General features: G+C 38.7%; 23 protein-coding genes and 2 riboswitches. Of the genes, 7 read left to right on the top strand and 16 right to left on the bottom strand.

The genetic code is table 11. The features are described from left to right. Nucleotides 1–446: 446 nt before the first annotated feature. Entirely contained in the window at nucleotides 447–1,781 is a 1,335-nt protein-coding gene (locus F0527_RS15765; protein WP_150285550.1) for an NCS2 family permease, read from the bottom strand. Between the two features lie 111 nt (nucleotides 1,782–1,892). Then, nucleotides 1,893–1,994: riboswitch (purine riboswitch) on the bottom strand. A 187-nt stretch (nucleotides 1,995–2,181) separates the two neighbouring features. On the opposite strand from F0527_RS15765, the gene F0527_RS15770 reads away from it, so the two are divergent. Together F0527_RS15770 and F0527_RS15775 are read left to right on the top strand one after the other, a co-directional pair. Then, nucleotides 2,182–2,799: a pentapeptide repeat-containing protein gene (locus F0527_RS15770; protein WP_150285551.1), complete on the top strand. Its 618-nt coding sequence runs from the start codon at nucleotides 2,182–2,184 to the stop codon at nucleotides 2,797–2,799. A gap of 13 nt (nucleotides 2,800–2,812) precedes the next feature. Further along, nucleotides 2,813–3,520 (top strand): YjjG family noncanonical pyrimidine nucleotidase, encoded by a 708-nt coding sequence (locus F0527_RS15775; RefSeq protein WP_150285552.1) that lies wholly within the window; start codon nucleotides 2,813–2,815, stop codon nucleotides 3,518–3,520. Nucleotides 3,521–3,596: 76 nt separating this feature from the next. Here F0527_RS15775 and F0527_RS15780 read toward each other — a convergent pair whose 3' ends face one another. From F0527_RS15780 to F0527_RS15790, 3 genes are all read right to left on the bottom strand, one after another. Then, nucleotides 3,597–4,817, bottom strand: a complete 1,221-nt coding sequence (locus F0527_RS15780; protein WP_150285553.1) for a CynX/NimT family MFS transporter — start codon at nucleotides 4,815–4,817, stop codon at nucleotides 3,597–3,599. Nucleotides 4,818–4,821: 4 nt separating this feature from the next. Beyond that, entirely contained in the window at nucleotides 4,822–5,511 is a 690-nt protein-coding gene (locus F0527_RS15785; protein WP_150285554.1) for a FadR/GntR family transcriptional regulator, read from the bottom strand. Between the two features lie 197 nt (nucleotides 5,512–5,708). Continuing rightward, a complete protein-coding gene (locus F0527_RS15790) occupies nucleotides 5,709–6,611 on the bottom strand; it encodes a LysR family transcriptional regulator (protein WP_150285555.1) in 903 nt (300 codons plus the stop codon). 118 nt (nucleotides 6,612–6,729) lie between these two features. Here F0527_RS15790 and F0527_RS15795 point away from each other — a divergent pair, with 118 nt between their 5' ends. Next, on the top strand, nucleotides 6,730–7,284 hold the full coding sequence (locus F0527_RS15795) for a flavodoxin family protein (protein WP_150285556.1): 555 nt from the start codon (nucleotides 6,730–6,732) through the stop codon (nucleotides 7,282–7,284). A gap of 83 nt (nucleotides 7,285–7,367) precedes the next feature. On the opposite strand, the gene F0527_RS15800 is transcribed toward F0527_RS15795, so the two are convergent. The 10 genes from F0527_RS15800 to F0527_RS15845 form a co-directional block, all read right to left on the bottom strand. After that, the gene (locus tag F0527_RS15800) at nucleotides 7,368–8,192 is read right to left on the bottom strand and encodes a class I SAM-dependent methyltransferase (protein ID WP_223823633.1); all 825 of its coding nucleotides are present in this window, start codon (nucleotides 8,190–8,192) and stop codon (nucleotides 7,368–7,370) included. A gap of 689 nt (nucleotides 8,193–8,881) precedes the next feature. Next, on the bottom strand, nucleotides 8,882–8,977 hold the full coding sequence (locus tag F0527_RS17465) for a GMP synthase (glutamine-hydrolyzing) (RefSeq protein ID WP_150285608.1): 96 nt from the start codon (nucleotides 8,975–8,977) through the stop codon (nucleotides 8,882–8,884). Nucleotides 8,978–9,031: 54 nt separating this feature from the next. Beyond that, nucleotides 9,032–9,283, bottom strand: a complete 252-nt coding sequence (locus tag F0527_RS15810; protein WP_150285558.1) for a hypothetical protein — start codon at nucleotides 9,281–9,283, stop codon at nucleotides 9,032–9,034. Nucleotides 9,284–9,789: 506 nt separating this feature from the next. After that, nucleotides 9,790–11,376, bottom strand: a complete 1,587-nt coding sequence (gene guaA, locus F0527_RS15815) for a glutamine-hydrolyzing GMP synthase (RefSeq protein WP_150285609.1) — start codon at nucleotides 11,374–11,376, stop codon at nucleotides 9,790–9,792. Between the two features lie 95 nt (nucleotides 11,377–11,471). Then, a riboswitch (purine riboswitch) is annotated at nucleotides 11,472–11,573 on the bottom strand. Nucleotides 11,574–11,607: 34 nt separating this feature from the next. Then, nucleotides 11,608–13,815 carry a transglutaminase-like domain-containing protein gene (locus F0527_RS15820; protein WP_150285559.1) on the bottom strand — a complete coding sequence of 736 codons (2,208 nt, stop codon included), beginning with the start codon at nucleotides 13,813–13,815 and terminating at the stop codon, nucleotides 11,608–11,610. After that, nucleotides 13,812–14,771, bottom strand: a complete 960-nt coding sequence (locus tag F0527_RS15825; RefSeq protein WP_190323514.1) for a DUF58 domain-containing protein — start codon at nucleotides 14,769–14,771, stop codon at nucleotides 13,812–13,814. Before F0527_RS15825 ends, F0527_RS15820 begins: the two co-directional genes overlap by 4 nt. 239 nt (nucleotides 14,772–15,010) lie before the next feature. Then, a complete protein-coding gene (locus F0527_RS15830; protein ID WP_150285561.1) occupies nucleotides 15,011–15,958 on the bottom strand; it encodes an AAA family ATPase in 948 nt (315 codons plus the stop codon). Nucleotides 15,959–16,153: 195 nt separating this feature from the next. Next, nucleotides 16,154–16,978, bottom strand: a complete 825-nt coding sequence (gene nadE / locus F0527_RS15835; RefSeq protein WP_150285562.1) for an ammonia-dependent NAD(+) synthetase — start codon at nucleotides 16,976–16,978, stop codon at nucleotides 16,154–16,156. Beyond that, entirely contained in the window at nucleotides 16,975–18,456 is a 1,482-nt protein-coding gene (locus F0527_RS15840; RefSeq protein WP_150285563.1) for a nicotinate phosphoribosyltransferase, read from the bottom strand. Before F0527_RS15840 ends, nadE begins: the two co-directional genes overlap by 4 nt. 101 nt (nucleotides 18,457–18,557) lie before the next feature. Next, on the bottom strand, nucleotides 18,558–19,058 hold the full coding sequence (locus F0527_RS15845) for a methylated-DNA--[protein]-cysteine S-methyltransferase (RefSeq protein ID WP_066790134.1): 501 nt from the start codon (nucleotides 19,056–19,058) through the stop codon (nucleotides 18,558–18,560). 136 nt (nucleotides 19,059–19,194) lie between these two features. Here F0527_RS15845 and F0527_RS15850 point away from each other — a divergent pair, with 136 nt between their 5' ends. The 3 genes from F0527_RS15850 to F0527_RS15860 all read left to right on the top strand — a co-directional run bounded on the left by F0527_RS15850 (nucleotide 19,195) and on the right by F0527_RS15860 (nucleotide 22,064). Further along, entirely contained in the window at nucleotides 19,195–19,926 is a 732-nt protein-coding gene (locus tag F0527_RS15850; RefSeq protein ID WP_150285564.1) for an ABC transporter ATP-binding protein, read from the top strand. Beyond that, nucleotides 19,923–20,678 (top strand): ABC transporter permease, encoded by a 756-nt coding sequence (locus tag F0527_RS15855; protein WP_150285565.1) that lies wholly within the window; start codon nucleotides 19,923–19,925, stop codon nucleotides 20,676–20,678. The genes F0527_RS15850 and F0527_RS15855 overlap by 4 nt, the downstream gene beginning before the upstream one ends. A 411-nt stretch (nucleotides 20,679–21,089) precedes the next feature. Beyond that, nucleotides 21,090–22,064, top strand: a complete 975-nt coding sequence (locus F0527_RS15860) for a proline dehydrogenase family protein (RefSeq protein ID WP_066790140.1) — start codon at nucleotides 21,090–21,092, stop codon at nucleotides 22,062–22,064. A 50-nt stretch (nucleotides 22,065–22,114) separates the two neighbouring features. On the opposite strand, the gene F0527_RS15865 is transcribed toward F0527_RS15860, so the two are convergent. Together F0527_RS15865 and desA are read right to left on the bottom strand one after the other, a co-directional pair. Further along, nucleotides 22,115–22,720: a response regulator transcription factor gene (locus F0527_RS15865; protein WP_150285566.1), complete on the bottom strand. Its 606-nt coding sequence runs from the start codon at nucleotides 22,718–22,720 to the stop codon at nucleotides 22,115–22,117. Nucleotides 22,721–22,824: 104 nt separating this feature from the next. Next, entirely contained in the window at nucleotides 22,825–23,820 is a 996-nt protein-coding gene (gene desA / locus F0527_RS15870; protein ID WP_150285610.1) for a Delta(5) desaturase DesA, read from the bottom strand. Nucleotides 23,821–24,092: 272 nt separating this feature from the next. Here desA and rpoN point away from each other — a divergent pair, with 272 nt between their 5' ends. Then, nucleotides 24,093–25,382 (top strand): RNA polymerase factor sigma-54, encoded by a 1,290-nt coding sequence (rpoN, locus tag F0527_RS15875; protein WP_150285567.1) that lies wholly within the window; start codon nucleotides 24,093–24,095, stop codon nucleotides 25,380–25,382. Nucleotides 25,383–25,427: the final 45 nt, after the last annotated feature.

Below are 25,427 nucleotides of genomic sequence, written 5' to 3' on the forward strand. Positions count from 1 at the left end.
CATAAAAGTGTTTGATTGCTCAAAATTTCACTAGCGCATCATCTTTACGATGATGTCTTTAAAACTAACAGTTGTTAGTAAGTTTAAATGATTAACATCTTGCTTGTTCAGTTTTCAAGGTTCATTTCGTTGTCGCGTTAACGACTTAATCTATATTACAGCTTCTTTATTTAAAAGTCAATAACTTTTTTTAAATAAATTAGTTGAGATATTTTGTCGTGCTTTGTCGCAACAACATGAAATCTAATATACGCCCTTATTCAACTAAAGTCAACAGTTTTACACAAATTATTCTTCTATCTTTTAAATATCTGCATATATGTTGGAATTTTTCTTTCTATATCTTCATATTACAACATTGATTCTATATGTTAGCTTTCTATTCTATATAAAAAAACAGCTCCTGATGCAAGTGCATCGGAGCTGCTCCTTCTATTAACCTTCTATTAACGTACCCAAATAAAGTAGGCCAAGAAGACGAAGAATAAAACATACATCAATGGATGAACTTCTTTTCTTCTTCCTGCTAAAAGCATTGTTATAGGATAGAAGATGAAACCTACCGCAATACCTGAAGCAATACTATATCCCATTGGCATCATGAACATCGTCAAGAATGCTGGTACTGCGATCTCAAATTCATCCCACTTAATTAAACGAAGCGAAGAAGCCATCATGACGCCGACGATAACCAATGCAGGTGTTGTCACTGCTGTTGTCACAACACTCAATAATGGAGAGAAGAATAGAGCAAGTAAGAACATAATCCCTACTACTACTGCTGTGAAACCAGATTTTGCGCCTGCTGCCACACCTGCAGTAGATTCAACATATGCAGTTGTAGTAGAAGTCCCGAAGATGGAACCAACTGTCGTGCCTAGGGCATCTGCCATAAGGGCTCTCCCTGCGCGCGGTAATTTGTCATCTTTTACTAAGCCTGCTTGATTTGCTACGGCCATTAATGTGCCTGCTGTGTCAAAGAAATCTACAAATAAGAATGTCAGGACAACAACTAGAAATTTCACATTGAATAAAGAACTTGGATCATTGATAACCGGATCTAATGCGACACCAAATGTCGGCGCAACGCTAGGAATAGCTGAAACAATCGCTTTCGGAACCTCCACTAACCCAAAGATCATACCGATTATAGCGGTGATGACCATTCCATAGAATATACCCGCTTTCGTTTTACGTGCTACTAAGATTACCGTGATAACAATCCCGATAATCGCTAGTAGTACATTACCATCTGTAAAATCGCCTAATGTAATAAAAGTACTTTTGCTCGCTACGACGATTCCAGCATTTTTTAAACCTACAAATGTTACGAAGAAACCAATACCTGCTGATACGGCATATTTCAACTGAACAGGAATAGCATTGATAATCGTTTCACGGATGCCTGTTAATGAAAGAATGATAAAGATAACACCTGAGAAAAATACGCCCGTCAGGCCAGTTTGCCAAGGGATATGGTAAGTCAAGATGACAGTGTATGCAAAGAACGCATTAAGCCCCATCCCTGGTGCTAAGCCGATAGGATACCTTGCGACAAATCCCATAATGAACGAACCCACTGCTGCAGCCAATGCTGTAGCTACAAATACAGAACCATAGTCCATGCGCATGGCATCTGGCAAATCTTTTACATCTGCTAGTGTCAGGATGAGTGGATTTAATGCTAATATATAGGCCATTGCTAAGAATGTTGTAATACCGCCAATTATCTCTCGACGATAGTTAGTGCCAAGCTCCTCAAATTGAAAATATTTCTTCATGTTAATCCTCCATATGCCGCCTTATACGCCAGAAAAGAAAAAACAGTCAACTCCCGATGAGCTGACTGTCTGCAAATTTCACTAGTATCCATAACTAATGAAATAAAAGGTTCCCCTTTTATATATATGCGTAGTCAAGTCATTTACGGTAACTCGGTAGAAACTTTCGGGCCATATTCCCGACATTATACGACGACTTTATTTAATTTACTTCGATAATATAGCATGCAACAGCTAGAGTTTCAATAGAAATTTACGAACAATTTATATATACATAGAATAATAGTTCGTAACTAATTCACTTTTATAGAAAAACGGTTCGCATATCATGTTAAACCATTTACTTTTAGCTTTCATATATGACATCATTAGGAGAAAGCATTGAGGAGGCTAACCAAAAATGAAAAAACCTTCTGCACATTACACTCAAACCATCCAAAGTGAGTATGTATTTTTTGAAGAAATAGAAGATAACACGCTTCTGATTGATTGTGAGATTGATTGTCAATTTGGCAGGAAACAAATTCAAGAAGTAAAATTTGAGAATTGCCGTTTCAGCACAGCCGAATATAAACAAACGGAATTCCTAGATGTTATCTTCCAAAAATGTGATTTGTCTAATTTTAATTTCAACAAGTCTATATTCTATCGCTGTGAATTCCAAACCTGCAAACTGCTCGGGACGCAATTTATAGGAAGCACATGTAAAGATGTGAGTTGGCTGAATTGCTTGATGAATTACGCTATCCTCTCTGAAGGTAAAATGAATCAAGTTTGCTTCCGAGAAAGCCAGCTAGAAGAAGCTTTCTTTCACAATTGTAAATTCCAGCAAACCAGTTTTGAGTTATGCAATCTCCAGCTAGCGGATTTTTCAGAGAGCAAATTAAAGGGAGTGAATCTATCCTCCTCTGACTTCGTGGACATTAAGCTGACCCCTAGTTTAGCAAAAGGCCTCTCCATCCGTTTTGACCAAGCCCCAGCCATTGCGGCTATGCTCGGTGTAACGATTAAAAACTAAAGAGGTGTTTCCAATGAAAAAATATGATTTTTTAATTTTTGATTTAGATGATACATTATTAGATTTTCAGGATACCGAAATCAAAGCGTTAGAATCGCTATTCAAAAAATATGAAGTACCTTTTAACGAAGAAAGTGTTAGCGCCTATAAAGCGATGAACAAGAAGTTGTGGGCTGAAATAGAAAAAGGCAGTTTAAGCAAAGCTGACCTACTTAATCAACGATTCGCCGCTTTCTTTGAACTCTATGAAAAAAAAGTAGATGGCCAATTGGCAGAAAAGGAATATCGTTCGCTCTTAAACCTAGGACACAAAATGCTTGATGGTGCTCTTGCCCTCTTAACTGCTTTAAAAAATCACGGCTACACCATTGTCGCTGGAACAAACGGCATCGGCATCACACAAAGACAACGTTTGACTGACGCAAAGATTATCGACTTCTTTGATGATTTATTCATTTCGGAAGAAGTGGGATTTGAAAAACCAAATACGCAATTTTTCGAAGCAATTTTCAAGAAGTACCCAGCTATGACGAAGGAAAATACCTTAATGATTGGTGACAGTCTCTCTTCTGATATTAAAGGTGCCACAAACGCAGGCATCGATTCTGTATGGATGAACCCAACAAAAGCACCTCATAACGGTATTGAAAGCACTTATGAAGTCCAGACGCTGGACGAATTACTTGCTCTATTAGGAGAAGAAGTAGCTTCAATGGAATAACTTTTTATAAGAAAAAGCCTAGAAATCCAAGGATAAGGATCTCTAGGCTTTTGTTTATTTTTAATCTTCCACAAGGTTACTCAACATCATTTGTAACATATCCAACTTTTCCAGCACCAATCCCCATTATGAGTAGAACGAATGAGATGCAGATAAGGAGGATGAGAGGGATTGTCCATCCACCCGTCAAGTCATGAAGTGTACCGACAAGAACTGGTCCAACAGCTGCTAGAAGATACCCGAAGGACTGTGCCATCCCTGATAATTCCGCCGCTTCTTTCCCATTCCTTGTCCGCAATGTAAAGAACATCATAGCTAGACTGAAGGCACTTCCCCCAGCAACGCCAAGCATGATGGCACATACAGGAATGAGCACACGAATTCCTAGTAGAAGTCCTGCAAAGCCAAGGATAAACAAAGTAATCGTTATGATACTCAGTCCAACTTGGTTTTTCAATTTTTCCGCTATGATGGGAACAATAAACGTCACAGGAATAATGGAAAGCTGCATTATAAATACGATCCATCCAGCAGTACTTGAGTTAAATCCGATCACACGTAAGATATCGGGCAGCCATGTAATTAACGTATAAAACATAAGTGATTGTCCACCCATAAATATCGTAATCTTCCATGCTAGTGGCGAACGCCACAAACTACTTTTCTTCTCTGTTTTCACATTGACTTTTACTTTCTCGCCCTTCTGACTTTTACTAAGCTGTGGAAGCCAAAGTAGTAAGGATATGATGGTCAACACTCCCCATATACCAAGTGCTCCTTGCCAGCCTAAGTTACCCATAGAAGCGACAGGTACACTGACTCCTGAACCTAGTGCACCGAAGAGATTCATGAATATAGCGTATATACCGGTCATGAAACCTATTCTCTGCGGGAAATTCATTTTCACAATACCAGGTATCAGAACATTACCAATTGATATGGCCATCCCTATTAATATCGTTCCAGCAAATAAATAAAAAACGCCAGAAACTGATCGTACTGCAATTCCTATAATAAGCAGGATTAGCGAGAACGTAATCGTTAATTCCATACCAAACCGATTTGCTATTTTAGGAGCAAATGGAGAAAGTAGTGCAAAGGCAAGCAACGGCAATGTTGTGATAGTTCCTATAAGAGTATTGCTGATGCCTAGATCATCACGTATAAAAGGAATGAGCGATCCTGCTGAAGTTAAAGGAACCCTCAAATTAGACCCGACTAAAATCACGCCAATAAGTAATAACCAGCCATTTTTTGTTTTTTTATTTGATGTAGACGACATGGCTTTCTGATTCATGCTGTTATTCTCCTGTCATTTTAATAATTTCTTTTCTTAGTAACTCCATATAGTTTTCCACATATGTAGCGGCAGCTTCTTTATTCTGTCCACGAATGGCTGCCAATAAATCGATGTGAAGCTCTTCTTCGAATTTAAAAGTCACATTCATTGCCATTAAATCCTGAACAAAAGAATAGATGGTTTCTAGCAGCGGTTCATATAAATCAATGAGGAGCTGATTGGTAGATGCCAATACAACCGCTTTATGAAAACGAATATCTAATTCCATAAATAGTCCCCAATCCTTACTTTCCACAGCTTGACGAGAAAGTTGTATATATTCCTCAAGCTTCGCTAAATCAGCCTCTGTTCTATGCTCGGCAGCTAACTGTGCAGCCTGTTTTTCTAAAGCTAAACGCACATCAAGGATTTCAAGCAAAGCTGTTTTTTTCACATACCGCTTAAGCGCAGCTCCAAGAGAATTGGCAGAACGCACAATAGTTCCGCTGCCTTGTTTCGTTTCAAGCAAACCTGCATGGACTAAGGCCCGAATTGCTTCCCGAAGTGTATTGCGGCTGACATCAAACTTTTCCATCAGCTCCACTTCAGGAGGTATTTTCTTTCCTACTTCCCAGCTTCCAGAATCAATCAACTGCTCTATTTGAGTCGCAACCTGCTCTACTAGATTCATTTTGTTCGTTTTTTGAATCAAATTTATACCTCCTTTAAAATTTGTAGGATGATTGGTATATCGGTAAAATTAGCATGAATAAATTAAATTGTCAATGGTTGTTTACTTTTTCTGTTAAATTAATGCGATACTGCATGCAACTCTGCCTTCTCCTGAAAATAAAATAAAGGCTTCGATCTCTCTTAAGAAGAGTATCGAAACCTTTAACAGTTTCCTATTTACTGACCCTGATATTTTTGAAAGTGTTGTTGTGTAAGTTCAATAAAACCTGCTAACGGAGGTGACATCCATTTATCCTTATGCCAAGCAATATGCGTAAAGATAGGCGGAATGTTATTTTCCCACTTTAATTCAACTATTCTCCCTAGCTTTATGTCTTGTTCCACAACCATTGTCGGTAATGCGGCAATACCTATTCCAGCAATCACGCATTGCTTAATCGCCTCAATACTGCCAAATTCAAACTTATTGATTGGATACACTTTGGCTGAATGACAGGAATTTTCTAGAAGAGTGCGATAAGAACAGCCTGTTTCAGTTAAGAGAAGAGTTTCCTGTTCAATATCTTTAAGGTAAATCTCTGATTTAGAAGCTAATGGATGGCTAGGTGCCGCTACTAATTTAATATCTTCTTGGATTAGAGGTTTTATCGTTAAAGCCTCTTCCGGTTTAGATATATCCATAATGAAAGCAACATCAAGCATCCCATTCATTAATTGCTCTCTAGCTAGATCATCTGAATGAGCAGGCTTAAACATCAACTTTACGTTTGGGTATCGATCTTTAAATTCTTTCAATATGCCCGGCAACCTATATGTACATTGGCTTTCTTGAGCGCCTATTATAAGGGTGCCTGAAAGTTCTCCATCTTGTGCGATCGCCATTTTTGCTTCTTCATTTAGTTTGATCATCTTTTCAGCATATAAAAGAAATTTCCGTCCCACTTCTGTCAAAATGAGACGCTTTCCTAAACGTTCAAATAAAGGTGTTCCCAGTTCTGCTTCTAACGATTTTATTTGGGCTGTCACACTCGATTGCGCAAAGTTTAACATTTTTGCCGTTTGCGTAAAGTTCAATGTTTCAGCAGCTACCATAAACGTAATGAGTTGTTTGTTTTCCATATTCTCGCCTTTCTAAATCGCTTTTTTCGATCGATTCAATCAAAATAATCCGTTTTTATGATTCATACTTTCATTATAAAATAGAAATAATCAATTTAACAAATGGAGGAAGAAAAATATGAGCATTGTTGTTCTTTATGGCGGAAGCCGTCCAAACGGAAATACTGAGAGTTTAACAAAGAAAGTAATCGAAGGATTAACGGTAGAAGAAATCTATCTAAACGATTATGTAATTCAACCAATAGTAGATAAACGACATGCTGAGGAAGGATTTCAAGAAATCGATGATGATTACAATTCCATCATTGAGCGCATTCTTCCACACAACATTCTTATTTTCGCTACGCCTATTTATTGGTATAGCATGTCGGGAACAATGAAAAACTTTATTGATCGATGGTCACAAACATTGAAAGACTCACACTATCCAGACTTCAAAAAACAAATGTCCCAAAAAAGTGCCTATGTTATTTCAGTAGGAGGAGATGAACCTCATCTAAAGGGTTTACCAATGATTCAACAGTTCCAATTTATTTTTGATTTTGTAGGAGTACATTTTGCAGGATATATTCTTGGGGAAGGAAACAAGCCTGGTGAGATTATCAAAGATAAAGTAGCATTATTTGCGGCTGAACGGCTTAATGATACATTACTAACTCTTCTATCAGAATAAATATTAAAGTTAAAGAGAATTAAAAAGAGAGCTAGAAACCCTTATACACAAGGAATTCCTAGCTCTCAATACCTCAATATTATTCACCTTGCACTTATAACAAAACTATTTAATGACTGCACATTGTCATTTGGGGTATTCATCAGTTCAAAGTAACTGTTAACCATTGTTTGTATCATTGGAGGAGCAACGCTGAACTCTTTACGAATGCTATTCGCATAACTTGTTTCCCACTGCCCATCCTGCAAATACTTGGCATTGACTGTACATTGCTTCTCTATTTCGAAATTCGCCATTTCAAGCATCTCTTGTATTTGTACTTTATGAAACAAGTTTTGTATATTTCCATCATTGTCTACAAAGTTAGAGTGTAAAGCCAGAATGGAAGCTGCACAAAAATGGGCACGCTGGGTTATGTCAGTGAAGTTAAGATCCCATTCCGCAAAGTATATACGTTTAGCTATTTTTCGCAATTTCTTAAAATAGCGAAGTAAATCCTCCGGCCTTTTGAAGTACCAAGAGCTGTGGGATAACACTGCTATATCAAATACTTCGTTAGCGCCAAATGCGTCAAAATCCATTTCAAAATGAAACGTAATGCGCTCTCCCAATGTAGACTTCTTAATCATGTCTGTAGCCTGCCCTAATGTCAAAGGAGCTCCATACTCACGACTGGCAATATCAATTCCGACAACCTTCCCGTCTTCTCCCACTGCGTCAGCTAAGGCGACTGTTGTATCACCTTGGCCACACCCAATTTCTAGTATTCTCATACCTCTTTTTATCTCAAATTCCTTCACTAATTCTAATCGATGTTGTAACTGAACTTGCTGAACTTCATCTTCTTCAAATAGCTTGTATGTAGATAGAAACGTTAATGTTGATTCGCTTAATTCCGTTGCTTTCAACGTCATTCCTCCTGACTAGCAGTTATACGTCTTTATGTTTATATCATCTGAATACTGTACTTCTTTTAGGGATTTAATTCTTGATAAAAGCTTTTATATAGAAAAAATACATTCCTCAATAAATAAATCGGTTCCCTATTTAAAGAATATTCTAAAAATTATTTGTGAATTAATAATATCATAACTTGATTAATTGTATATTTATTTTTAATACCTACTTATTTTTTGCTCTGTTTACTTATAAACAGGTATCACTAAATTTCCTAAGAACATCTAGGCTTAGTATTTTAACGATAAAAAGACCTCCTTTATCACTATGAATGTGAATAAAAGAGAGTCTTACTTTACTTACAGTTATTTTTCCTGAAACTGAGCGAATTTATCATAAAGCATGCGTTATATTATCTTCGCATTTTGTCAATCAAATGGAGCGTGTAGACTAACGTTTTACCATAACCAAAGAATTCATTATATAGTATAATAAGTTACTTATTAATATTTAGCTAAAGGATGATACCATTGGATATATTAATTTTCTTAGGAGTAATATTTTTACTTTATTTCATAAGCAGATTATTTAAAGTTAAGAAATATATACACTTTACGTTAGTGATGTCTATCCTATTAATAGGAGTTTATTGGATGAACCATTTTTAAAGCTTATAAATAAAAAGACGGGCATAATATACTCACCCAATAGTTGCAGGTGGCTTACTCGTTACATCATACAGCACGTGGTTAATCTCGTTTATGTATTTAACCTCTCTATAATACTGTGAGAGGATTTAAGTTTAACGACCATAAACTTAACTAAAATTATTATCTTCGAATTGCAGCCTCTACAACCCATTTGCCAAAATTATTATAATGCTTATAACTGCTGTAATTAAACCCAAAAGGAATAACAGTATTCTTTTTATTAAAGTAGGAGAAAATATATAAGTAATTTCATATATTAGTTCAACTAAAGTAGAAATAGACCCTGACCCTACCCTAATACTATCAATATCTTCTTTCTTACCAAATATAGCCCCACCCATCAGAATAAAGCCACCTATTGCAAATATCGCAAAAATAATATTTATCCCCATATATAGTACCCCTCTTGTTGTTCTCTTGTTTTTTTCTTTTTATTTTAAATTACTACCATTTGGATAACTAGCATTCTTACCACCTAATATTTTAAAATTGATGTGTATATTTAGTAGACAGCAGACCATCCCTATATAGCACTCCCTCCCTATACATTTCTACTGATTTTAATATTTAGCCCATTATGTACTTTCTATAACTATCATTAACTATCATTCTGTTAGTACTTTATCCTTCTTCTTCCTTTCCTTTCTTGTTCTATATCTTTCTATTATGTTTTTCATCTTCTATTGCTGATTCAAACTACAGTCATCAATCAATTAATTTAATTTAACCAAATAAAAAAACTCCCTTCTACTTAGTTAAAGAAACTAAAATAAAAGAGAGTTTAAAAATTGACATATGAAAAGTGACATGTGATTCTAAAAAAATTCAGAACCAATATCAACTAAAACATTGATATAACTGTATTTATAGCATATTCACACTATAATACTTGCCCTTATTATTCCCACTCAATAGTTGCAGGTGGCTTGCTCGTTACATCATACAGTACGCGGTTCACGTGGTTAACCTCGTTGACTAGACGTACTGACACTCTTTCTAGTACATCATATGGGATACGTGCCCAGTCAGAAGTCATGCCGTCGATTGAGGTTACGGCGCGGATACCGATTGCGTAATCGTATGTGCGTTGGTCGCCCATGACGCCGACAGATTTGATGTCAGGCAGCACAGTGAAGTATTGCCAGATTTGATCTTCAAGGCCGGCTTTTGCTACTTCTTCACGCAAGATTGCGTCTGATTCGCGAACGATTTCTAATTTATCTTCAGTTACTTCGCCAAGTACACGGATAGCTAGACCAGGACCTGGGAACGGTTGGCGCCATACGATTTCTTTTGGAAGACCTAATTCAGTACCTAAAGCCCGTACTTCATCTTTGAATAATGTTTTAAGCGGTTCGATTAATTCAAATTGCATATCTTCAGGCAGGCCGCCGACATTGTGGTGAGATTTAATTGTTTGAGCTGTTGCTGTACCGCTCTCGATAATGTCAGTGTATAGAGTGCCTTGTGCCAAGAAGTCCATGCCTTCTAATTTTGATGCTTCATCATCAAATACATAGATGAATTCGTTACCGATAATTTTACGTTTTTTCTCTGGATCACTTACGCCTGCAAGCTTGTCCATGAAACGTTTACGTGCATCAATTTTGATAACATTCATGTGGAAGCCATCAGCGAATGTTTCCATTACGCTATCTGCTTCACCTTTACGTAAAAGGTTGTGATCCACAAACATACATGTTAATTGATCGCCGATTGCTTTATGGATTAAAACAGCTACTACTGAAGAATCCACGCCGCCTGATAGTGCGCAAAGCACTTTTTTGTCGCCGACTTGCTCGCGGATTTTGCGAATTTCCATATCGATGAAGCTATCCATCGACCAATCGCCTTTTGCACCACATACATCGAATACAAAGTGACGTAGGATATCGTTGCCGTATACAGAGTGGCGAACTTCTGGGTGGAATTGAACAGCATAGAACTTGCGCTCAGCATTTGCCATAGCAGAGATTGGGCAAGATTTGCTTGTCGCAATCGTTTTAAAACCTTCTGGAATGGCTGTTACCAAATCGCCGTGGCTCATCCATACAACTTGGTCTTTTGGAAGCTCTGCAAATAGAGCGTTGTCTTCAACAATATTGATTTCGGCTTTACCGTACTCACGGTGATCAGCAGGCTCAACCTTGCCGCCTAAAGAATGTGTCATCAATTGCATGCCGTAGCAAATTCCTAGGATTGGCACACCCATTTCGAAAATTTGGTCATCAATGCGAAATGCATTTTCATCATATACAGAATTAGGGCCACCGGAAAAGATAATACCAGTCGCGTTCATTTCTTTTAATTCCTCAGCTGTAACAGTATGGGGGTGCAATTCACTGTAAACGCCAAATTCACGGATTCGACGGGTAATAAGTTGATTATATTGGCTTCCAAAATCAAGAACGATAATTTTTTCTTGATCCTTTAAAATTGTACTAACTGACAACAGTTCCACCTCTTTTTTATTAGTAATGAACATCGCCTTGTATAAAAAAACGCGCACGAAAGAAAGCTCCTTCATACGCGTTTCAAATTATACAAAAGCAAAATAAACGAATGCATGCATACATCATCCATCGTCTAAATTGCCTTCATAGTCAAACTGTTTACGGTAGTTTGGTAGAAACATTCGAACCATATCTTCGAACATATATGAGGGTCGTTCATTTATTGTTAGTTTTCTTCATTTTACAGGCAATACGACGCAAAATCAACCTGATGTCCGATTGATTAAATATTTCCAACATTCGATTAGTTCATCGCTCGGTTTACCAGGTACATCTTTGTTGTAAAGACGCTCCTCCATGGCTTTTGTTAAGATGCCCATTTTGTCTGTACTGTATGCGGCATCCACATGCTCAGCAAAGTCTTTGAGGGTTTGTCCTTCTTTTCTTCTGTGTCCTGCTCGCTTCAGTTGCTTTAGTAAATCTTCATACATTGCATCTAAATGGCGGTAGCCTTTTGTACGATGCTTAAAGATCAGCCATTTTGGCATCCACTTGCGGCGGGTAAAGAATAAAAGCAGAAGAATGGCAACGGCACCAATCAAGATACCCAACCAAATAGCGCTCCAGTTGTTCGTTTGATTAATAGCTGATTTCTTTTCTACTTGTTTCTTTTCTTTTTTCTTTTCTTTTTTTACTTTCTTTTCTTTTTTCTTTTCTTCTTTTTTCTTCTTCTCTACTTTTTGTTGTTCATTTTCTTTTTGCTTTGGATTGATGGCTGATTTTTTCTCTTTGCTTTTCACATCATTTAGCACATTATCAAACCCACCAAAGCCGATTGTCGGTTCAAAGGACATCCACCCTACACCTGGAAAATAGGCTTCTACCCATGAGTGGGCGTTATTGTTAGTCACGACATAATGATGTTTATTATCGCTCATCGGCACTTCATCGCCCTCTGAGAATCCCTTCACCCATCTAGAAGGAATGCCAATCGTCCTCAGCATGACCGCCATTGAGGTAGAGAAGTTGTCACAGTATCCCGATTTCGTATCAAACAGGAATTGATCTACATAATCTTGTTTTCCCTCGGGTGTTCCTACTTCTAAGCGTGAATACTTATAGCCGTTGTTTTGAAAATAGGAAACAATGGCATTAGCCTTGCCGTATAAGCTCTTTTCATCTTTTGTAATAGTTTTAGCCAGTTTCTCTACTCTGGCAGGCAAGGTTTTCGGCACTTGTAAATAAGGCTTGAAATCCTTTGATAATCCCTTCAAGTCAGACGTCCTAGTTCTTGTTAAATCCTTCAGGCTGTATTCTGGCTTGGAGTAGGTCATTGAATAGGATGGCAGGACAATTTTTTTGCCATCCATTGTCGGACGGATTTTTTCGCTATCAATCTCAATATAAAATTGATCGCCCATATTTTGTTCATCCATTTTTTGCAGTCCATATGGCTGAAGTACAAATTTGTAGTCTTTCTTCAGCTCAATTTCTGCATGTTCTCGGTTTTTCTGTTTGCCGGGTTTAAGCGACATAGGTATCTTTTCGCCATAGTCAAAAGTATGAACATATATGGCCCCTTTTTTTCTAACCCAGCCTTTACCTGTATAAATATTTTTCGTTTCAATGCGCCAATATTGGTTTTCTTTAGCCGTCGCGACAAAAACAGGTCTATGATCTTCTTCAAAAGGACCCCCTAATTTCTCGTCATCTTCGACGTACCCAATCTTGCCAATCTCTCCAGTCTGGTTTTGCTGCATATCCAGCAGTTTCTTGAGCGGCTGTGGCGGAGCAACGACTGCCTGCTTCTTAGGTGCCACATAGGCGAATAATGTACAAACTGCAATCATACATACAAATGGCAGCAGCCATTTGAAGCTGCTTCTTTTTTCCGGTAGAGCTCGTTCGCTTTCAAGCAACCTATAAAGATATAACCCTGACATTAATAGGGTTCCTTCAATCATGGTGCGGATAATGGCGTACTTGGCATCATACTCCGTAAATGTATCTAACAGACTTAAAAAAATGATGGTTACCAAAAAGAAATAAAAAATGGAACGCTTGGCAGAAATCCAATGGTGAATGAGATAAATCGCCATCCACAGCAGAACAAAGAATAAGATACTGCGGAAGGAATCTGCGATGCCGTTCCAGTCGCCGTTTGTGACAGCTCCTATGCTTCCAGTAAACTCGCTAATAATACGCGTAAAACTATTTAGTGAAAAAACAGCTGTGCCCATATAGACATACATCAAAAACCAGGCAATATAAATAATCTTCACCACAAAGGAAAGCACAATATTGATATTAAAGGCATTGCCCGCTAGGCATAAAACGATAAACAGTAGAAACAATCCAAGGTGACCTGTAGAGGTTAAGTTCACGACTGGTATCAGCCATTCGCATAACATCAGGAACACAAGAAGGTAAAGCCCTATTATTCGAGCCTGTTTGGCAATTGTTCTGCTCATGGCTTCATCACCTCCATAAAAGCGTTAGGAAACTGTGATGGCGTAAGAGGTACAATGCGGATACTTTGATCTATTAGTCCGCCTATTTTCTCCACACTATCTTCCAGCGGCCGAAGTAAAAAACACACTGCTGGTCCTGATTGTTTGGACGTTCTTTGCAATACCTGAGCCCATTCTTTCGAAAGATTGCTCGTGACAAAATAGATGCCTGAATTATTTTCGAGCAAACGATGCTCCGGCAGGCTTTTTTCAAACTGCTCTATTGGTTCTGGTTGTAATTGGGCCATTTTATATAACGCTTGCTTCAACTGATCATTCGTGTGGATGCCTTGGATGAATACTTGTTTAGCCCCTGCAAATAAAAAAGACAACGTTTCGCGCTTTTTGACAGCAGCGGCTAAGATGGATGCACAGAATTCCACTTGTTCTTCAAATAGCTCTTCCTGTGTCCCATCCAGGATCAGGCACCACTCTTTTGACTGTTGGCTTTCAAAGGTTTTGGTTTGCAAGGTTTGTGTTTTCGCGAATGTCTTCCAATGAATCCATGACATCCGATCTCCTGGCTGATAGTCACGAACACCAGATACCACCGTGTGATCGCGTTTCGATGAAAGATTAGAGCTCCCAGTACTACTTTTATTTTGCAGAGGTGGACTTGTATATTTTATCTCAGTAATTTTAGGCGTCACCACAATAGTTAACGGTGAAGACACAAATACTTTCCTTTTCATCCACCCAAAGAAATCTGTTACAGTCAGCTCAATACCTGTTTGTTCATAATATCCTCGTCTCAGTTCAGTCGCTTCATAAACAAATACAAAACTTTTCTTTGTTCCTAGCATTGTTACCTGCCGGGTATCTTCTTCCTTTATGGGAAGTGTGCCTTCAGCGGCCTTTTCCTCAGCTATAACATACAGTAGCGGAAAACGGAACATCCGCTTGATGGTCGTCTCCACTATGACTGACTCCCCCTGTACAGCTTGCTTTTTTATACTTGTCCGTTCTGCAGAAAAGCGAAATGGCCAGAAAAATAGCAGAGTTGAATACAAGGCAAATGGCAGAAACATAAAAAAGATAAACCAGCTGACAAAGCCCCCCTGCATTAAAGCGAAGGAAAGAGAGATTGCAAGCAGCAGCAAAATCAAGAATAATCGAATAAATGCTTGCAAACTCCGCCCTATTGCATGGCGCTTCATCATAACAATGCCCTTTTAACTGGAACTGGAGTATTTATGATCATGCGACCAATCACATCCTCAGCCGAAATTTCATCATATCTTGCAGCCGAGTTCAAAATAATCCTATGAGAAAATACGTAAGGCGCTAAATATTGGACATCATCAGGTGTCACATAGCGTCGGCCCTTTAAGAATGCATAGGCTTGAGAGGCTTTCATCAGAGCAATGGACCCCCTCGGGCTGACTCCGAGGAAGACAGACGGATTCTCTCGTGTGGCTCTGGAAAGGTCTACAATATAGGTTTTGACAAGTTCATCTACATGGACCATCTTGATCTCTTTTTGAATCTCTTTTAATTCCTCTAATGAAAGAACAGCCTCCAGTGTTTCTATAGGACGCGATCCTTCAGCCCTTCTTAAGACTTCCATTTCGTCCTCATGCGAGGGATACCCCATATTTAACTTTAAGAGGAAACGATCCAGCTGAGCTTCTGGAAGTGGATACGTCCCTTCGTATTCAATCGGATTTTGGGTGGCCATGACAAAGAAAGGCTTGGTTAATTCAATTGTCTTTCCTTCAACCGTAATAGCTGCTTCTTCCATCGCCTCAAGCAAAGCGGCTTGCGTTTTAGGCGATGTACGGTTAATTTCATCCGCTAGCACGATATTGCCCATGATAGGACCTGGGTGAAAACGGAATTCCATCTCTTTGGGATTATAGATTGATACACCAAGCACATCAGAGGGCAACAAGTCAGGTGTAAATTGAATCCGTTTAAAATTTGCGCTAACGGATTTTGCAAGAGCGCGCACCATCATGGTTTTCCCAACGCCTGGTACGTCTTCGAGCAATATGTGGCCTTCCGCTAATAGTGCAACAATACTTAACTCTGCTATATGTCTTTTGCCGATCATCACCTTTTCAATATTTCGTATGATGGCTTGAATTTTTTCTTGCGCTTCCATACTTGTCCTCCTCTACCGTTATGTATCATGAAAATCGATTCGTAGTTCTCTTATTATATAGGCTAATGTACACTGTGGCAAAAAACCTAATGAGTTCCCAGTCTTTCCACTGCGGAAGAATTTTAGAAGCGCCATCAAAAATAAAACCGGTTCTATCTTTTCAAGAACCGGTTTCTAGTTGAGTAGTGTATGAAGTTATTTCCAAAAATCATCAAAAATCGTAATAGGCATATGGCGTTTATGTTGTGACTTGTAATAATAACCTTCTAGTTTCTTGCGAGCCACTTCAGGGATTTCCTTGCCGTCCAAGTAATCATCAATTTCGTCATACGATACGCCAAGTGCTACTTCATCCGGAATAAGAGGACGATCTTCTTCCAAATCAGCTGTTGGCACTTTTTCATATAAGTGTTTTGGACAATCAAGAGCTGAAAGCATCGCCTTTCCTTGCCATTTGTTTAAGCGGAAGAGCGGCATAAGATCTGCTGCTCCATCACCAAATTTGGTATAGAAACCTGTGATGGCTTCAGCCGCATGGTCTGTGCCAAGTACCACTGCACTATGATGAGCAGCAATGGCATATTGCACTTTCATGCGTTCGCGCGCTTTTTCATTTCCTTTTAGGAAGTCTGTCAGCTTAATGCCCGCTTCTTTTAATGATTGGACACCCGCATCTACTGCAGGCTGAATATTCACTGTATAGGTGAAAGTAGGATTAATAAAGGTCAGCGCATCCTGACAGTCCTGTTCATCCCTTTGGATACCATATGGCAATCGTACTGCCCAGAAGGAATACTCATTATCCCCTTTTTCCATATTGAGCTCATCCACAGCCATCTGTGCCAGTTTGCCCGCTAATGTCGAGTCCTGTCCGCCTGATATGCCAAGCACGAAACCTTTGACAAAGGAATTCTTCTTCGCATATTCCTTTAAGAAATCAATGGACTTACGAATTTCTTCTTCAGGATTAATCTCAGGCTGCACATGCAATTCTTCGATTATTCTCTGTTGCAATGTCATCTATTATCTCCTCCTAAATGTAATTCGTGCACCATATCTCTAACTTCTTGAATGTTGCGCATTTTATTGTCCCAACATTTTTGGCTAAGATCGACAGGGTATTCTTCCGGATTCAATGAACGTTTATATTCATCCCATAAGAAGTTGAGATTGTCTTTTGCATATTCCTTCATCTCTTGTACTGAAGGTGTTTCATAGATTTGCTTACCGTCTTCAATTACTTTCTTATGAAGGTTTTTAGCAGCAAAGTTCGTAACAAATTTTGAGATAAAGGTATGCACAGGATGGAACATTTTCAGGCGCTCTTCCGCTTCTGGATTTTCATCATGCATGGTGATGTAATCTCCTTGCGCTTTTCCGTTTTCTAAATCAATAATACGGTAAACTTTTTTCAATCCAGGAGTCGTTACCTTCTCTGCATTGGCGGAAATCTTAATGCGATCCTGCATGTTCCCTTGCTCGTCTTCCAACGATACGAGTTTGTATACTGCTCCTAATGCTGGTTGATCATATGCTGTGATTAGTTTGGTGCCTATACCCCAAGTGTCGACCTTAGCGCCTTGCGCAAGGAGATTCAAAATTGTATATTCATCTAAATCATTAGATACCACAATTCTAGCATCCGTGAAACCTGCTTCGTCTAACATTTTGCGGGCAGCCTTTGATAAAAAGGAGATATCGCCGCTATCGAGACGGATTCCCAAGAAATTAATCTTGTCGCCTAATTCTTTCGCAACTTTAATGGCTGCTGGTACTCCGGACTTTAATGTATCGTACGTATCTACTAAGAATACGCAATTTTTATGGCGGCGAGCATACGCATGAAATGCCTCATAGTCATTTTTATAGGCTTGTACCAATGAATGTGCATGCGTCCCAGCAATCGGCAGATTAAATAGCTTTCCAGCTCTAACATTACTTGTAGAATCAAACCCACCGATAAATGCTGCACGTGAACCCCAAATCGCCGCATCCATTTCTTGCGCACGTCTTGTGCCGAATTCCATGACGATATCTTCTTTGACTACTTGCTTAATACGGCTTGCTTTAGTTGCAATCAATGTTTGGTAGTTCACAATATTTAGCAAAGCTGTCTCGATAAGCTGTGCCTCTACTAAAGGTGCCTCAATCCGAAGAATGGGTTCATTGCCGAATACAAGCTCCCCTTCTTCCATCGTATAAATATCACCTGTAAACTGCAAGTCTTTTAAGTAATCTAAAAAGTCTTCTCTATAACCTTGTTCCTCACGAAGATAGTTAAGGTCTGATTCACTAAAACGAAACTCTCGTAAATAGTCCAGTATTCTTTCTAGGCCTGCAAAGATTGCATAGCCATTGCCAAACGGCAATTTTCGAAAATATAATTCGAAAACTGCTTTTCGATTATGTATTCCGTCTGCCCAATAGGACTCAGCCATATTAATTTGATATAGATCTGTATGCAGCGCTAGGCTATCATCTGGATAATGTGATTTCATTTTTCATAGTCCCTTCTTCCACATTTTACTTAAAACATAGTATACACCAATTGTCTCTGAATATATCTTCCTAAGGCAGTAGTTGCCACAAAAAGGGAGCACTAATCCTTAAAAGGCACTTTTTCAATGGTCAATAACTTTTTCTTTAACGGAATCCCACTACTAAATCCAGTTAACGTTCCGTTCTTACCGATAACCCTGTGGCATGGCACCGCAATGAGAACAGGGTTTTTGCCAATCGCACCGCCAACTGCTCTCACAGCCTTCGGATTGCCTATAGCTTCTGCTATATCAGCGTAGGAGACCGTTGACCCATATGGAATCTGCTGTAATGCTTCGAAAACCTTCAGTTGAAAAGGTGTACCCTTTAAATCGAGCGGCAAATCAAAAATTGTTCTTTCCCCCGCAAGATATTCTTGTAATTGGCTTTTGTAGAGGGCCATTTTTTCTGGAGCTTCCACTAATTCGGCGTCACCTAGATGCTTACTTCCCCATTCTTGTATTTCTTCCAATGTGATTCCGACACAACACACCCCTTGATCGGTCGCAGCCAAAACTAAAGAACATTGTTCATCTTCCAAGCGTGTCCAATATAAATGCACTTTGAATCCCCCCTTCAGTAATTTAGAGAGCAAGAAAATGAAGCCTTGCTTACTAAATGAATAGATATTGGTAATAATTCTATCAAAAAACCAAGTATGTTACATTAGAAGAAACACTATTCACTAGGAGTTACATATGAATTCAATCGAACCTTCAGCCATTCACTTTAAACATATAGAGTACGAAACAGGAGGACAGCATATCTTATGTAATATTACAGGTTCTATTTCAGCAGGTAAGATTACGGCGCTTGTAGGACCTTCAGGGGCAGGAAAAACGACTTTGCTTCGGCTTTGCAACGGATTAATCTCCCCTACAGCTGGTGAAATTTTTATCGATCAAACGCCTATAGCTTCAATAGATCCGATTTCACTACGACGACGTGCGGGCATGGCGCTTCAATCTGCACCCATGCTGAACGGCACAGTTTTTGAAAATTTAGCTTTGCCAAGGCAGCTGCAAAATCGGTCATTAGATAAAAAGGAAGCGATTAAATTATTAGATGATGTAGGATTAAAACCCGAAAACTTGAAGAAATCTATTCGCGAGTTATCCGGTGGCCAGCGACAGCGCGTATCGCTTGCACGTACATTAGTGAACCGTCCGAACATTCTTCTATTGGATGAGATTACCTCTGCGCTTGATCCTTCTTCTATTAAGGAAGTAGAAACATTAATCAAAAGGTTGAATGAAAAGGACCAAACGACGATTATTTGGATTACACATAATTTAGAACAGGCCGTCAGAATGGGACATTATGCATGGGTGATGGCAGAGGGAAAACTAATAGAAGCAGGAGAAAGCTCTCTGCTAAAGAATCCAAATGAAGAAATCACCAAACGGTTTATTAAGGGGGAGTTGGTATGAGTTACGGTACACTCTCGCTTACACTCGTCTTTGTCTTAATCCCGCTACTACTATCTAAAACACTTCATCTTCAGTTAGAAAAAGATGTTTTAATCGCTACCGTTCGATCCATTATTCAATTGCTTGCTGTCGGGTATTTCTTGAAATTCATCTTCGAATCAGACCATCTTGTTTATATCCTATTCATGGTTGCATTGATGATTGGTGTCGCTACAGGCAATGCCAGAAAAAAAGGCAGCAAAATAAAAGGCATCACATGGAAGATTGCCTTGACTCTTACAGCTATTGAGATATTAGTGCAATCTATATTGCTTGGATTTCACATTGTGCCGCCAACAGCGCAATATATTATACCGATTAGCGGGATGGCAATCGGCAACTCGATGGTGCTATCGATTCTCTTTTTAAATCGGTTTCAGGCTGAAGTCGATGCCCATCATGATCAAACCGAGCTTATCCTGACACTTGGCGGAACGCCGCGGCAAGCCATTCATACACAATTGACCAGAGCTATAAAAGCAAGCATGATACCGACAATCGAAAGCCAAAAGACGATTGGTTTAGTCCAACTACCCGGCATGATGAGCGGTCAAATTATTGCTGGCGCAGACCCTGTACAAGCCGTTCAGTTTCAGCTTCTAATTCTCTTTATACTTCTTACTACTGCAGCGATTTCGAGCATTCTTCTCGGCTTTCTATCATACCCCTCCTTATTTAATGAGCGGATGCAGTTGTTGAAAGAGAAAGAGTAATAGAATTTAGGCAAATAAAAAAACGTTTTTCCTATTCCATGTAGGGAAAACGTTTTTCTGTCATAATATTAAATTTGTACCTCAATACTAAGTTACTTATATTATTGTGCAATTGCAACTTGTTTTCTTAAAAAGCAACATAATTCGACACAAAAGAGCCTAATCATTCTATATAAAACTCTTCTGTCCGAACACATTTATCATAAACCCCTCCTAGCTTTTCAACAACTTTTTTGCTTAAAAAGAAAATAAGAAATGAATATAAAAACATTACACTGGGACACCAGTGCGCTAATTGATTGAAACTTTCCTAAAATTATTTTTTTCATTTAACTTTGAACAGAATGACTTTTTCGTTAAATATGATATAATTGAAAAAAATAAAATATTCACAACAAGGGGAAGTAGCATATGTCACTTAAAGATTTTTTCATCGCATTGTCTGAAAACCAGTTTTTAAACAACAATGCGAAAAAATATGGTCTTAAAATGGGAGCTGCGAGTGTTGTAGCTGGCACGAATATCAATGAAATGATTAAAAGCATTAAAGAGTTAAACTCACATGGCATTTCGTGCACAATCGATAACTTGGGGGAGTTTGTTCACGATAAAGCTGAAGCTACAGCTGCAAAGAATCAAATCTTAGCTGTAATTGAAGCGGTTCACGAAACAGGGGTAGATGCGCATATCAGTTTAAAACCTTCTCAACTAGGTTTAGATATTGATTATGATTTCTGCTATGAAAATTTGAAAGAAATTGTCGAATTAGCAGACCGCTATGATATCTTTGTTAACTTCGATATGGAAAACTATGCACGCCTACAACCGTCATTTGACTTGCTTGAGGAATTGTCACGCGAGCACGATAATATCGGAACTGTTATTCAAGCATACTTTTTCCGTGCAAAAGAAGATATCGAGAAATATAAAAACTATCGCCTTCGCATCGTAAAAGGCGCTTATAAAGAGCCGAGCGAAGTAGCTTATCAAACAAAAGAAGAAATCGACCGCAATTATATTGAGCTGTTAGAGTACCATTTATTGAATGGCAAATTCACATCAATTGCAACGCATGACCATAATGTAATCAACCATATGAAACAATTTATCGCGGCACACAACATTCCAAAGGAAAAGTATGAATTCCAAATGCTGTATGGCTTCCGTCGTGATATGCAACTTGAGCTTGCAAAAGAAGGCTATAACTTCTGCACGTACGTACCATTCGGCCAAGATTGGTACGGGTACTTTATGCGCCGTTTAGCTGAGCGTCCACAAAACTTAGAGTTAGTTGTTAAACAAGTGTTCAACAAAAAGACAAACACATTAATCGGCTTGACTGCTGCAGGGTTTGCCCTTGGTCGTTTAACAAAACGCCGCAAGTAATATATTAAAATAGATAAAGCGGATTCATATTTATATGAATCCGCTTTATCTTATTTATTCCACCCTTTTTCTTTAAAACGGGCAATAGCTTCAATTCTGTTGCTGACTTCTAATTTATCTAGGATTGTGGAAATATAATTTCGTACAGTACCCGGGGAGAGAAAAAGTTCAGCGGCAATTTCTTTCGTTGTCTTCCCTTTCGCGACAAGTTCTAATACTTCACTTTCGCGATCGGTTAAAGGATTTTCGATTTCTTCCTCATAAACAATATCGATTAGTTCTGGTGCGAATATCCGTCTTCCATCCATAATGACTCGTATTGCATTAACTAATTCCTCAATTGGGCTATCTTTTAATAAATAACCTCTCACACCTGCTTTTCGTGCACGCTCAAAGTATCCCGGCCGTGCAAACGTCGTCAGGATGATCACTTTGCAATCTTTATCTTTTAGTTCTTCGGCAGCATCGAGCCCTGTCTTCTCAGGCATTTCGATATCCATGATGACAATATCAGGTTGAAACTCTTCTACTAGTGTTATGGCATCTAAGCCATTGTAGCCTACCCCTACTACTTCCATATCTGCTTCCATATTAATTAAAGACTTGAGCGCGCCCAGCAGCATTCCCTGGTCTTCTGCTATAACAATTTTAATCACTTTGCATCCTCCTCTTTGACCGAAGGCATTTTATTTCCATTATACTAGCAAATAATTGAAAAGCCATTCCATTTGACTGGAACAGCTTTTTGTGGAATTTTTCTTTATAAATAGTGCGGCACTTTTCTTTTATATTTTTGTGTACGCACTCTTTTTTTGACATCTTTAAACGTCACAAAGCTTTTTTGCGATGTATCATACAATTTATAGCGTAGTGATTCTAGGCTTGTTTTTAGCGTGACCGTAGTAGCACGTTGCAAAGGCGGTGTTTGCTGGTGCGCATCTGCTAAATGATAATTTGGTATGCGCGGTGCTAAATGATGAACATGATGGAAGCCAATATTACCTGTTACCCATTGCAGAACAATCGGCAATTCATAATAAGAACTTCCCTCCACTGCCGCTTTTACATAATCCCATTCTGATTCATTTTCAAAATAAGAATCCTCGAAGGTATGCTGAATGAAAAAGAGCCAAATACCTAGCGCACCCGCTACAAACATGGTCGTCCCATGGATAATCAAAACGGAGGGGATATTTGTCAGCAATGCGAGGCCAACAAGCAATGCAGCAAGTCCCAAGTTTGTCGCGTATGTGTTTAGGCGTTCTTTTTTCCTTGCATCTTTACGATTGAAGCGATTGGATACCAATACTAGATAAAGAGGCCCTAAACCAAACATCACAATTGGCTGGCGATACGCTCTATAGCAGAAACGGCGCCATGGTGTAGCGCTAATATATTCCTCAACTGTCATAACCCAAATATCGCCAATTCCCCGCTTATCCAAGTTTGAGCTTGAAGCATGATGAATCATGTGCTCTCTCTTCCACTTTTCATACGGAAAAGATGTAAGCACCCCTGTCACAAACCCCACATAGTCATTTGCTTTCTTGTTTTTGAAAAAAGAACCGTGTGTACAATCATGGAAAATAATGAACGTTCGCACTACAAAACCTGCGGCAACAATGCTTAGAAGGATTGCACCCATCACTGTATATGGCAAAATCAAATAGGCGATCACCCAAAGAATTAACATCGGCACAATGGTATTAATTATTTGATAAATACTTTTTTTCATTTCTGATTGCGCAAATGGCATCACTGCTTTTCTTAATTGTTTCGTTTTTTCGCGATCTGTCAAAAACTCCACCCCCAGCTTTTTAATCTCTTGATATTATTTTAAGCGAGGTAGAGTCATCTCCATAGACATAGATGTCATAAGGATAATATGACACTTATCATGTTTGGCCTTCTAATAAACTATTGACTGTCTATTTCATTTGCCGGATACATAAAGTATAATATTTTATACATGAAGCAGCATAATTCATTACGATTTTATGAAAAGATCTGATAGGGAGGGTTTTTTTTATGGAATTACTTCTAAACCAAAAGCAAGAACTAAAGCTTTTAATGACATCTCAACTCCGCCAATCGATTGAACTGCTACAATACTCAACAACAGATTTAGAACAATTCATACGGGAACAAGAGCTAGAGAACCCATTGATTGAATTGCATGATTCTCCCCCTTCTCCCCAAATTGAAAGGATTTCTTCTGAGTGGGCGATAAAACCTGCGGGCATTCCTCAGGAGATGATCAAGGCTCGTGAGGAAAATGGAAGAGATCAATTAATACAAATTGTTAATGTAACTTATAAAGAAAAGACAACAAAAGACCTTTTAAAATATATTATTCATAACCTTAATGATTTCGGCTATCTAGAGATAGATGAACAGAACTGCCCCTACACAGATGTGGATCTCTCCCATGGGATTTGCCTTTTACAGCAAATCGGTCCAACAGGTGTTGGCGCTCGTACAATTGAAGAATGCTTAACCCTTCAGTGCAACGAACGGTTTCCTCAGCATTATTTATTAAAAGAGGCAATCAAAACATGCTTGCCCTTAATTGCGGAGAAAAAGTGGAAAGAAATGGCCAAAAAGCTGAATTGTTCCGTAGAGGAAGTCGCTTATATAAATAACTGCATCTTATCTTTCAATCCTAAACCATGTTTATTAAAACAAGACAGAATCGAATTTGCACAGCCGGATATCATTGTGATTGAGGAAAGAGGCGGATTTGCATTCTTTTTGAACGATCGCTATTTGCCGTCAGTTACATTGAATGAACAAAACTTACATATCCCAACCAGCAATGGCGTAGAAAAACAGTATATAAAAGAGCAGTACAAAAACTATCAATGGCTTGTCAACAGCATCGAACAGCGCAGGCAAACGATTATCAAGATTATGCATGTCCTATTAGAAAAACAACCAGCCTTTATCAGGAACGGTTTATCAGAGCTACTTCCTTTAACATTAAAGGAAGTAGCCAAGGAAATCGGTATGCATGAATCAACTGTTAGCCGGGCGACATCCAACAAGTATATCCAAACACCAGCTGGCCTATTTGAATTAAAGTCATTATTCTCCTCGAAGGTGGAGAGTGCTAACGGGCATCAATTCTCACAAGAAAAGGTGAAGGCCCTTTTAAAACAATTTATAGGAACTGAAAACAAGAAAAAACCCTTCTCAGACCAAAAAATTGCTGAGTATTTCAACACGGAGTATGCAATCCAGATTGCCAGAAGAACGATCAGCAAATACCGCGATGAGCTCAATATTCCATCGGCCAGCATGCGAAAACAGTGGATTTAATAGTTTCGTAGAACATCAGATAGACACTAAGATAAGAGGTGGATG

Source organism: Rummeliibacillus sp. TYF-LIM-RU47 (assembly GCF_008638315.1).
Classification (GTDB): Bacteria; Bacillota; Bacilli; order Bacillales_A; family Planococcaceae; genus Rummeliibacillus; species Rummeliibacillus stabekisii.

What these genes read in the sequence shown, in the direction of transcription:
- F0527_RS15855 (WP_150285565.1), top strand. Translation starts at nt 19,923, where the DNA reads ATGAGTTACGGTACACTCTCGCTTACACTCGTCTTTGTCTTAATCCCG.
- rpoN (WP_150285567.1), top strand. Translation starts at nt 24,093, where the DNA reads ATGGAATTACTTCTAAACCAAAAGCAAGAACTAAAGCTTTTAATGACA.
- F0527_RS15850 (WP_150285564.1), top strand. Translation starts at nt 19,195, where the DNA reads ATGAATTCAATCGAACCTTCAGCCATTCACTTTAAACATATAGAGTAC.
- F0527_RS15795 (WP_150285556.1), top strand. Translation starts at nt 6,730, where the DNA reads ATGAGCATTGTTGTTCTTTATGGCGGAAGCCGTCCAAACGGAAATACT.
- F0527_RS15790 (WP_150285555.1), bottom strand. Translation starts at nt 6,611, where the DNA reads ATGGAAAACAAACAACTCATTACGTTTATGGTAGCTGCTGAAACATTG.
- F0527_RS15810 (WP_150285558.1), bottom strand. Translation starts at nt 9,283, where the DNA reads ATGGGGATAAATATTATTTTTGCGATATTTGCAATAGGTGGCTTTATT.
- F0527_RS15780 (WP_150285553.1), bottom strand. Translation starts at nt 4,817, where the DNA reads ATGAATCAGAAAGCCATGTCGTCTACATCAAATAAAAAAACAAAAAAT.
- F0527_RS15820 (WP_150285559.1), bottom strand. Translation starts at nt 13,815, where the DNA reads ATGAGCAGAACAATTGCCAAACAGGCTCGAATAATAGGGCTTTACCTT.
- F0527_RS15860 (WP_066790140.1), top strand. Translation starts at nt 21,090, where the DNA reads ATGTCACTTAAAGATTTTTTCATCGCATTGTCTGAAAACCAGTTTTTA.
- nadE (WP_150285562.1), bottom strand. Translation starts at nt 16,978, where the DNA reads ATGACATTGCAACAGAGAATAATCGAAGAATTGCATGTGCAGCCTGAG.
- F0527_RS15840 (WP_150285563.1), bottom strand. Translation starts at nt 18,456, where the DNA reads ATGAAATCACATTATCCAGATGATAGCCTAGCGCTGCATACAGATCTA.
- F0527_RS15830 (WP_150285561.1), bottom strand. Translation starts at nt 15,958, where the DNA reads ATGGAAGCGCAAGAAAAAATTCAAGCCATCATACGAAATATTGAAAAG.
- F0527_RS15775 (WP_150285552.1), top strand. Translation starts at nt 2,813, where the DNA reads ATGAAAAAATATGATTTTTTAATTTTTGATTTAGATGATACATTATTA.
- desA (WP_150285610.1), bottom strand. Translation starts at nt 23,820, where the DNA reads ATGCCATTTGCGCAATCAGAAATGAAAAAAAGTATTTATCAAATAATT.
- F0527_RS15765 (WP_150285550.1), bottom strand. Translation starts at nt 1,781, where the DNA reads ATGAAGAAATATTTTCAATTTGAGGAGCTTGGCACTAACTATCGTCGA.
- F0527_RS15770 (WP_150285551.1), top strand. Translation starts at nt 2,182, where the DNA reads ATGAAAAAACCTTCTGCACATTACACTCAAACCATCCAAAGTGAGTAT.
- guaA (WP_150285609.1), bottom strand. Translation starts at nt 11,376, where the DNA reads ATGTTCATTACTAATAAAAAAGAGGTGGAACTGTTGTCAGTTAGTACA.